The sequence below is a fragment of the Kitasatospora sp. NPDC047058 genome, from assembly GCF_040643935.1.
Classification (GTDB): Bacteria; Actinomycetota; Actinomycetes; order Streptomycetales; family Streptomycetaceae; genus Kitasatospora.
Genome location: NZ_JBEYVJ010000303.1, coordinates 1 through 8796, shown reverse-complemented (window position 1 = coordinate 8796; position 8796 = coordinate 1). Strand labels below are relative to the sequence as shown.

Sequence of the window (8796 nt, the reverse complement as noted above, 5' to 3'; positions counted from 1 at the left end):
TACGCCGCAAGTCACCCCGGTGCTGCCGCAGTTACGTGGAAATGAAGTGTTCGATCAAGGCCCCGGCAAGGGTTCCGCGCGCCGGCTCCCCCAGGGCGTCCGCGGTCAGGGCCAGGTACCGCCACGGCGACCCCACGCCGTCCACCGCCGCCTGGACCCGCGTGTCCACCCTGCCGGGCTCGCCCACGCCGGCGTACCGGCACCCGAGCACGACGACCACCGACGCGGCGAGGGCCGCGACCGTCCCGAGCCACCCGCGCAGCGCCGGGGGCAGCACCGCGCTCACCCTGGCCAGGGGCATCGGCATCAGCCTCCACCGGTCGGCCGCACCGGCGACCCGGCGGCGACACGCTCACTGACGGTCCGTCACGAACGTGGCCCAGCCTACGCCGAGGCGGTCCGCCGGGCGGCCCGATCGCCGGGAAAGGCCGCCCGAGAGGGCCTCCGGATCAGTGGCGCAGCTCCAGGGTGCAGCACTTGACGCTGCCGCCCGCCCGGAGCAGTTCGGTGAGGTTGACGCCGACCGGGGTGAAGCCGCGCCCGCGCAGCCGCTCGGCCAGGTGGACGGCCGCCTCCGGGAGGATGACGTGCCGGCCGTCGGAGACCGCGTTGAGGCCGAAGACCTGGGCGTCGGCGGCGGTGGCGAGGACGGCGTCGGGGTACAGCCGCTCCAGCACGGCCCGGGAGCCGGGGGTGAAGGCTCCGGGGTAGTACATGATCTCGGTGTCGTCGAGCACGGCGAGCGCGGTGTCCAGGTGGTAGTAGCGCGGGTCGGTCAGTTCGAGGGTGACCACCTCGCGGTCGAGGTACCGGGCGGCCTCGGCGTGCGCCCGGGTGTCGGTGCGGAAGCCGCTGCCGGCCAGGATCCGCCCGCCGGCCACCAGCAGGTCGCCCTCGCCCTCGTTGGTGTGGGCGGCCTGCCGGACGTCGCGGTAGCCGTTCTCCCGGAACCAGGCGGCGTACGCGGGTGCCTCGGCGGCCCGCTGCGGGTACCGGAACCGCGCCACCAGCACCTTGCCGTCGATGACGGTGGCGCCGTTGGCGGCGAACACCATGTCGGGCAGGCCGGGGACCGGGGCGATCAGCTCCACGGTGTGCCCGAGCCGGAGGAACAGGGTGTGCAGCTGCTCCCACTGCGCCAGCGCGGCGCCGTTGTCGGTGGGCTTCGCCGGGTCCATCCACGGGTTGATCGAGTAGTCGACGGTGAAGTGGGCGGGGCGGCACATCAGGTAGTGCCGGGGGCGGGCGGTGCGCGGCGACACGGCGGTGTCCTTCCGGGTAGGGCGGCGGGGCCGACGGCGCGTCGGGATTCCGGGCAAGGGGTCGGGGTCGGAGCTCAGGGGCCGGAGCTCAGTGATGGGACGTCGGGGACGGGACGCCGGGGCTCAGCTGCCGATGGACTGGGGGAACCGGAACAGTCCGTCCGGGTCGTGGCGGCGCTTGGTGGCCACCAGGCGCGGGTAGTTCGCGCCGTAGTAGGCGTGCCGCCAGTCCGGCAGGTCCGGGTCGGTGAAGTTCAGGTAGGCGCCGCCGGCCGTGTGCGGGGCGATCAGCCGGTCCAGTTCGGCGAGCCAGGCCAGGTTGGCGGCCACCGTGCCGGGGTCGTCGCCCTCCTGCCACGAGGTGTCGAGGCTGACCAGGTACTCGGCCCCGCGGTGGACGAACGCGGTGTCCTGCGGGCGGACCCGGTTGATCGCGCCGCCCCAGCCGAACAGGGCGAGGCCGCAGCCGTCGGGGTTGCCGCTGCCGGGCCGGGCGGCCAGGTGGGCGAGGGCGGCGTCGACCGCCGCGGGTGGCAGCGGCCGGGTGGCGAAGTGGGTCCGGACGGCGAACGCCCCGCCGCTGGTCTCGTGCCGGAGGTAGTCCATGGCGTCCCAGAAGTCCCGGTCGGCGGTCTCGGCCCGCAGCGGCGCGCCGGCGGCGAGCGCGGGGGCGAGCAGCTCGCGCAGTTCGGCGGCGGGGCCGAGGTGGAGCCCGATCGCGGAGACGACGGTGCCGGTGGTCCCGGAGGCGGCGATGCCGAGCCGGAGCGAGGTCTCCTCGGGGGCGGTGAGCATCAGCCGCTGGACGGCGTCGAGGACGGCGGGGGCGTGCCCGGCCTCCCAGACCAGCAGGCAGGTGCTGGCGGCGGGCGCTTCGACGGCCTGGAAGGTGAGGTCGAGGTTGATGCCGAAGTTGCCTCCGCCGCCGCCCCGGCAGGCCCAGAAGAGGTCGGGGTTGCGCTCCTCGTCGCAGTCGAGGGCCCTGCCGTCGGCGGTGGCCAGGGTGGTGTGGAGCAGGGTGTCGGCGGTCAGGCCCAGTTTCCGGGAGGTGGCGGCGGAGCCGCCGCCGAGGGCGAGTCCGGCGATGCCGACGCCGGCGCCGTTGCCGAGCGGCAGGGCGAGCCGGTGCGGGCGCAGCGCGTCGTAGAGGGCCCCGGTGAGGACGCCGCCGCCGACGGTGACCCGGCCGCGGGCGGGGTCGACGGAGATCGCGTCCAGGCCGCGCAGGTCGACCACCAGGCCGGTGGTGACGGAGTGTCCGGCGTAGGAGTGGCCACCGCCGCGCGGGACGACCGGCACCCCGTTCTCCCGGGCCCACTCGATGGCGCGGGTGACGTCGGTGCGGCCGGCGGCCTGCAGGACGGCGGCGGGGGCGCGGTCGGCGTACCGGCGGTTGAAGGGGGTGGAGGAGTCGGCGAAGGCGGGATCGCCGGGGCGCAGCAGGGCGCCGGTCGTGTGCTTGTCGAGCAACGCCCAGTCGGGGGCTGTCATCCGGCCACCTCCTCGATGGTGGAGGTGCCGTGGGCGGCGTGCGGGCCGTAGCGCTCCCACTGCTCGTGCAGGCGGATGCGGCCGTCGGGGGTGAACGAGGGGGTGTTGCTGGTGCGGCCGCAGACCACTTCGCCGCCGGCGAGGACGAGGGTGTAGCCCATGGCGAGGGTGCCGTCGGCCTGCCGGGTGCCGGCCGTCCAGCCGCGTTGCACGGTGCCTCCGGTGACCTCGCCCCAGACCAGGTCGCCCTGTTGGTGGTAGACGGCGACGGTGCGGTGGTCGCCGTCGGGGGCGTGGAAGCGGCGGCCCTCGTAGTCGATCTGCCGGGGGTTCACGCCTGCCACCAGATGGCGTAGTAGGCGAAGTCCTCGTCGTACGGGTTGGCCACCGCGTGGTCGGTGTCGACGGGCAGCAGGACGAGGTCGCCGGCGGCGACCGGGTGGCTGCCGTCGGCGGTGCGCACCTCGCCGTGGCCGGCCATGCAGATGAAGAGTTCGCGTTCGGAGTGCCGGTGGAGGTCGGTGACGTCGCCGGGGCGCAGGACGCACCAGGCGCCGTGGAAGGGGGCGGTGAGGTCGCCCCAGGGGTGGAGCAGTCCCAGGTCGAGGCCGTGGGCGCGCTCGAGCCGGTCGGGTTCCTGGCGGCGGATGATGAGGCCGGGTGCGGTTCCGGGCATGGTCCGGCTCCGATCTTGGCTGGAATGGCTGGGGTGGGTGGCACGGGTGGCACAGGTGGTGTGGGTGGAGTGGGTGAGGTGAGCCGTGGTCAGGCGCGGGTGAGGCCGAGTCCGGCGTCGCGGGCGACCACGATGGCCTGGGCGCGGTCGGCGACGCCCAGCTTTCCGAAGATGCTGGAGATGCGGTTGCTGATGGTCTTGGAGGCGAGCGCGAGTTCCCGGGCGATCGCGGTGTTGGACCGGCCGGCGGCGAGGTGTTCCAGCACGTCGCGTTCCCGGTCGCTGAGCTGAGGGAAGGGGTAGCTGCGCGGCCGGGGGGCGGGGCCGATCAGGGCACCGAGCCGGGCGGCGATGGTGCGGTCGACGATCGCCTCGCCGGCGCCGACGGCGTGGATGCCGCGCAGGATCTGGTCGGCGGTGGCGCGTTTGACCAGGTAGCCGCGGGCGCCGGCGTGGAAGGCGGAGGCCACCGTCTTGTCGTCGTCCAGGGTGCTGAAGACCAGGACGCCGGTCTCCGGGGTGAGCCGCACCACCTGGCTGATCATCCGCATGTCCGGGGCGTCGTCCATCAGCGGGTCGAGGACCAGGACGTCGGGGCGGTGCCGGGTGGAGGCGGCGAGCACCTCGCCGGTGGTGCCGGCCTCGCCGACCACCGCGACCCCGCCGGAGGCCTCCACCATGGCGCGCACGCCCTGCCGGACGGCCGGCTGCACGTCGGCGAGGAGCACGGTCAGCGGCGCGGGACTCCCGTGCTGGTTCATCTACCCCTCGTGACGTGTGTGGTCGGCGGCGGGCGGTGCGGATGCGGATGGTCCCTAAGGCGTGTCTGAGCGCCCCGGCGGTGATGACTCCGTGGCCTCATCATGGATCGGTCAAAGGGTGTCCTCAAGGTGTCCAATGTCATCTGCTGTCGATCAGCTCCGGGCTCCTGCTCGCCGGCTCAGTCGAGCACGCCGGAGGGGACGAGTGCGGCGCTCCCCTCCCGGGCCCTGCGCAGGATCTCCTCCCGGCTGCGCCAGTGCGACCAGAAGGCTCCGGTGTACCCGAGGCCGCTGAGGCTGGTCAGGAAGGGGTTGTCGGCGTAGTTGTTGTCGTGCTCGCTCATGCCCTCGACGGTCGGCAGCATCACCCGGTGGTGCTCGGCCGGGTCGACCAGCTCCCACAGCAGCGCGACCGCGCCGTGCCAGCGCTCCCCGGGGTCGGCGGCCCGCGCCGGGTCGGGCAGCAGGCCGGGCGAGAAGTAGCAGACCAGCCGGAAGTTGCCCTGCTCGTCGAACATGAACTGCCGCTCGTACTCGGCCGGGGAGGCGCACCGCCGCAGCGGCTTGAGCACGATCGGGCCGCTCGCGGTGTTGGACTGCAGGCCGGGGACGGTGCGCACCCCGTCGCACTGCTCGGCCAGCTCCATGCCCATCGGCGTGTACGGGAAGAGCCGCAGCCCGAGCGAGAAGCCGGTCACGGTGGCGTCCAGCGCCATGAAGGCGTCCACGCAGGCCTTCACGGTCTCCGGGGTCTCCCCCGGCATGCCGAACAGCGCCTCCACCATGGTGAGGATGCCGCGTTCCCGGCAGAGCCGCACCAGCCGCTCGGTGTCCGCGAAGGTGTAGTAGGTGCTGCCCTTTCCGGTGACCTTCCAGCCGCTCAGCACGTCGGGGCGGATGTGGTCGCTGCCGACGTTGACGCCGCGGCAGCCGGCCTCGGCCAGCAGGTCGGCGAACTCCTCGTCGAACGGGCTGGGCTGGCAGTAGACCCAGAGCCGCAGCCCGTTCAGCGAATTGCCCCGGTCGCCGTGGCGGCGGCGGACGATCTCCCGCAGCAGCGCCTTGGCGTGGGCGATGGAGAGGTTGAACTCGCTGTCGGTGGTGTGCTGGTCGAGGATGCCCTGGGCGGCCAGGGCCTCCATCTCGTCCACCACCGCGGTGATCTCCCGCTGCCCGTACCGGGTGCCCTTGGCGTCCGGCTCCACGCAGTGCGAACAGCGGTAGGCGCAGCCGTTCTTGGTGAGGATGGAGCCGAGGCCGCCGCGCCGGTAGTACTCCAGGTTGTCCACCCGGTAGCGCTCCCCGGAGCGCCGGCGGTACACCGACTGCCGGTCGACCTGCCAGACCCTGGGCTCGAACCGTCCGGTGGCGTCCACGACCGGGGCTTCGTCCCGGGTTTCGCCGCGGGCTTCGCCGCGGCGGACGGTGAGCACCGCGGGCGGCACGCGGACGGCGCCCCGTTCGGTGTTGCGTATCAGCCCGGCCACGCCCGCGGTGTCCCGGCCCTCGGCCAGTGCGGAGGCCAGCTCGCAGAGGATCTTCTCGCCGGGGCCCTTCACGCCGTACTCGATGCCGAAGTACTCGACCAGGGCGAACGGCATGGTCGAGAAGCCGATCCCGCCGCCGACGACCGGGGCGTCGGTCAGCCGGCGGATCTCGGTGATGATCTCCCGGTGCTCGCCGACGAACGGGCGCTGCTCGAAGGCGTACACGGTGTCGGTGTTCCGGACGGTCACCCCGACCAGCATCGGGCTGCGCTCCGCGAAGTACTCACTCAGGCTGGTCTTCCAGTCCTCGCGGTGGAAGGTCAGGTCCAGGACCTCCACCTCGAAGCCGGCCGTCTCCAGAGCGGTGGTCAGTACGTCGAGCGCGTAGGGGGCGATCGGCGGATGCACCTTGTTGGGGTTGACCAGAAGGACGAGTCTGCTCATGGGTTCCCTTTTCCGGGCCGCGCTCGGGCGCGGCGGGCTGGACTCAAACGATGCCGAGGCTGATGCCGAACTCGGGTGTGCCGCCGAGCAGGTACGCCCCGGCGGACTGCAGGATGCGGTCCTGGGCGACCAGGTGCTGGGCCATCACGGCGGTGTCGCGCAGCCAGCGGTCCATCGGCGAGGAGCGGTTGACCGACCAGGTCTGCAGCAGGTCGTAGGTGCGGGCCACGATGGCCCGGGAGTTGCGGAAGGCGTGCAGCCAGGACAGCGGCGAGGCGGCGCGCTCGGTGGGCGTGAGGTCGTCCAGGGTGCCGCCGGCCGCGAGCACCTCCCACTGGCGGCGCATGCTGCCGTACACGCCCTCCCGGGTGGCGTTGAACTCCGCTTCCAGGCGGGCCAGTTCGGTCTGGACCCGCCAGCTGTCGGCCCACGCGCGGCCGGCCATCCGGTCGAACCGGGTGGCGGCGGTCTCCCGGGCGTGGTCGAGGGCGGCGCGGGCCACGCCGAGCGGCACCCCGCACATCGCCCGGGTGAAGGCGTCGGGCTGGGCGAGCGGACCGGGCCGGCCGTGCACGGTGGCGAAGGTGTAGGTGTGCTCCTCCGGCACGAACACGTCGCTGATCGTGTAGTCGCAACTGCCGCTGCCGCACAGGCCGGTGGTGTCCCAGTTGTCGATCACCCGCACCTCCCCGCGCGGCACCAGGAACTGCCGGGAGTCGTGCCGGTGCTTGCTGCCGGGGGCCGCCCAGGGCTCGCCCTCCTGGAAGATGAACGCGCCCGAGGTCACCCAGTCGGCGTGCTTGATGCCGGAGCCGAAGGACCAGCGGCCGCTGAGCCGGAAGCCACCGGGCACCCGCTCTGCGTGACCGGAGGGCTGGAGCAGGCCGGCCACCACCAGGTCCGGGCGCGGGAAGAGCTCCTTGGCCACGGTCTGGTCCAGGAAGTTGACGTAGATGCCGGTGTTGGCGCCGATCACGGCGCACCAGGCGGCCGAGGCGTCGCCGTACGCGAGCGCCTCCACCACCGCGGTCTGCTCCATCGAGGTGAGCGCCGGGCCGCCCCACTCGCGGCCGTAGCACATCCCGAACACGCCGGTGCCGCGCAGCAGTTCCACCACGTCGGCGGGCAGGGTGCGGTTGGCCTCGATCTCCGGTGCGCGCTCGCGCAGCACCGGCGCCAGCGCGCGGGCCCGGCGCAGGATCTCCGTCGTCATGTCGTCACGTCCTTCCACGGGGTCAGCGGTCCAGGCCGAGGCTGATCCGGAACAGCGGCGGCCGGCCGAGCAGGTAGGCGCCGACGGACTCCAGGACCGCGTCCTGGGCGGTGAGGTTCTGGCACATCACCGCGGTGTCGCGCAGCCAGCGGTCCATCGGCGAGGAGCGGTTGACCGACCAGGTCTGCAGCAGGTCGTAGAGCCGGTTGACGACGGCCCGGGAGGCGCGGAAGGCGTGCAGCCAGGCGAGCGGGGAGGCGGCGCGCTCGGTCGGGGTCAGGTCGTCCAGGGTGCCGCCGGCCGCCAGCACCTCCCACTGGCGGCGCACGGCCCCGTACACGCCCTCCCGGGCGGCGTTGAACTCGGCTTCGCAGCGGGCGAGTTCGGTCTGCACCCGCCAGCTCTCGGACCACGCGCGGCCGGCCATCCGGTCGTACCGGCCGCTCGCGGTCTCGCGGGCGTGGTCGAGCGCGGCGCGGGCCACACCGAGCGGGACGCCGCACAGGGCGCGCATGAAGGAGTCCGGCTGGGCGAGCGGGCCCGGCGTGCCGCGCACCTCGTAGAAGGTGAAGGTGTGCTCCGCGGGCACGAACACGTCGGTCATGGTGTAGTCGCAACTGCCCGTCCCGCACAGGCCGGTGGTGTCCCAGTTCTCCACCACCCGGACGGCGGAGCGGGGCACCAGGAACTGCAGGGAGTCGTGCGCGTGCCTGCTGCCGGGGGCGGCCCAGGGCTCGCCGTCCTGGAAGACGAACGCGCCCGAGGTCACCCAGTCGCTGTGCTTGATGCCGGAGCCGAACGACCAGCGGCCGCTGAGCCGGTAGCCACCGGGCACCCGCTCGGCGTGGCCGGCCGGGGCGAGCACGCCCGCGGTGATCAGGTCCAGGCTCGGGTAGACCTCCCCGACCACCGACTGGTCGAGGAAGTTGCCGAGCAGGCCGCTGTTGGCGCCGATCACGGCGCACCAGGCCGCCGAGGCGTCGCCGTACGCGAGCGCCTCCACCACGGCCAGCTGCTCCACCGAGGTCAGCTCCGGGCCGCCCCGCTCGCGGGCGAAGCACATCCGGAACACGCCGGTGCCGCGCAGCAGTTCGACCACGTCGGCGGGCAGCGTGCGGTTGGCCTCGATCTCCGCCGCGCGCTCGCGCAGCACCGGCGCCAGCGCGCGGGCCCGGCGCAGGATCTCCGCCGCGTCCCGCGGCGCCCCGGGGGCGTCCACGGCGCTCACTCGTCCACGTCCAGGAGTCCGGCGGGCATCGCGAACGGCGCGTCCGGGTCGGGCGCCTCCACCGGGGAGACCTCCGGGCGGACCAGTGCGGCGGCGGCGTCGAGCCGCTGCTCGCAGGCGGCGAGGGTGCCGGCCTCGCAGACCACGTAGGAGTGCCGCGCCAGCCTCCAGGCGGCCGGCCGACAGCTCGTACGGCACCCCCGGGGCCACGCCCCGCGGCGGGCCGCCCGGCAG

At 73.8% G+C, this 8796-nt stretch carries 9 protein-coding genes and 1 pseudogene; all 10 read right to left on the bottom strand.

Going from position 1 to position 8796, the window contains the following annotated elements; translation table 11 throughout:
- Nucleotides 1-31 precede the first annotated feature (31 nt).
- Entirely contained in the window at nt 32-307 is a 276-nt protein-coding gene (locus ABZ885_RS30675; RefSeq protein WP_360195688.1) for a hypothetical protein, read from the bottom strand.
- Nucleotides 308-449: 142 nt separating this feature from the next.
- Nucleotides 450-1262 (bottom strand): dimethylargininase, encoded by an 813-nt coding sequence (gene ddaH / locus ABZ885_RS30670; RefSeq protein WP_360195685.1) that lies wholly within the window; start codon nt 1260-1262, stop codon nt 450-452.
- Between the two features lie 123 nt (nt 1263-1385).
- Entirely contained in the window at nt 1386-2753 is a 1368-nt protein-coding gene (locus ABZ885_RS30665) for an FAD-binding oxidoreductase (RefSeq protein WP_360195682.1), read from the bottom strand.
- Entirely contained in the window at nt 2750-3088 is a 339-nt protein-coding gene (locus ABZ885_RS30660) for a hypothetical protein (protein ID WP_360195679.1), read from the bottom strand. Before ABZ885_RS30660 ends, ABZ885_RS30665 begins: the two co-directional genes overlap by 4 nt.
- Nucleotides 3085-3429, bottom strand: coding sequence for a cupin domain-containing protein (locus tag ABZ885_RS30655; RefSeq protein WP_360195676.1), 345 nt, complete (start codon nt 3427-3429; stop codon nt 3085-3087). The genes ABZ885_RS30660 and ABZ885_RS30655 overlap by 4 nt, the downstream gene beginning before the upstream one ends.
- An 89-nt stretch (nt 3430-3518) precedes the next feature.
- Nucleotides 3519-4190 carry a response regulator transcription factor gene (locus ABZ885_RS30650; RefSeq protein WP_360195674.1) on the bottom strand — a complete coding sequence of 224 codons (672 nt, stop codon included), beginning with the start codon at nt 4188-4190 and terminating at the stop codon, nt 3519-3521.
- A gap of 179 nt (nt 4191-4369) precedes the next feature.
- Complete coding sequence (gene tsrT / locus ABZ885_RS30645) at nt 4370-6121, bottom strand: tryptophan 2-C-methyltransferase (RefSeq protein ID WP_360195671.1); 1752 nt, start codon at nt 6119-6121, stop codon at nt 4370-4372.
- Nucleotides 6122-6164: 43 nt separating this feature from the next.
- Nucleotides 6165-7334: an acyl-CoA dehydrogenase family protein gene (locus tag ABZ885_RS30640; RefSeq protein WP_360195668.1), complete on the bottom strand. Its 1170-nt coding sequence runs from the start codon at nt 7332-7334 to the stop codon at nt 6165-6167.
- Between the two features lie 22 nt (nt 7335-7356).
- The gene (locus ABZ885_RS30635; RefSeq protein WP_360195665.1) at nt 7357-8562 is read right to left on the bottom strand and encodes an acyl-CoA dehydrogenase family protein; all 1206 of its coding nucleotides are present in this window, start codon (nt 8560-8562) and stop codon (nt 7357-7359) included.
- Nucleotides 8559-8796: pseudogene (locus ABZ885_RS30630) on the bottom strand (hypothetical protein); the annotation flags it as partial. The pseudogene ABZ885_RS30630 and the gene ABZ885_RS30635, both read right to left, overlap by 4 nt.

Excerpts from the sequence above, each read along its gene's own strand:
- tsrT (WP_360195671.1), bottom strand. The coding sequence starts at position 6,121 with ATGAGCAGACTCGTCCTTCTGGTCAACCCCAACAAGGTGCATCCGCCG.
- ABZ885_RS30665 (WP_360195682.1), bottom strand. The coding sequence starts at position 2,753 with ATGACAGCCCCCGACTGGGCGTTGCTCGACAAGCACACGACCGGCGCC.
- ABZ885_RS30655 (WP_360195676.1), bottom strand. The coding sequence starts at position 3,429 with ATGCCCGGAACCGCACCCGGCCTCATCATCCGCCGCCAGGAACCCGAC.
- ABZ885_RS30675 (WP_360195688.1), bottom strand. The coding sequence starts at position 307 with ATGCCGATGCCCCTGGCCAGGGTGAGCGCGGTGCTGCCCCCGGCGCTG.
- ABZ885_RS30640 (WP_360195668.1), bottom strand. The coding sequence starts at position 7,334 with ATGACGACGGAGATCCTGCGCCGGGCCCGCGCGCTGGCGCCGGTGCTG.
- ABZ885_RS30650 (WP_360195674.1), bottom strand. The coding sequence starts at position 4,190 with ATGAACCAGCACGGGAGTCCCGCGCCGCTGACCGTGCTCCTCGCCGAC.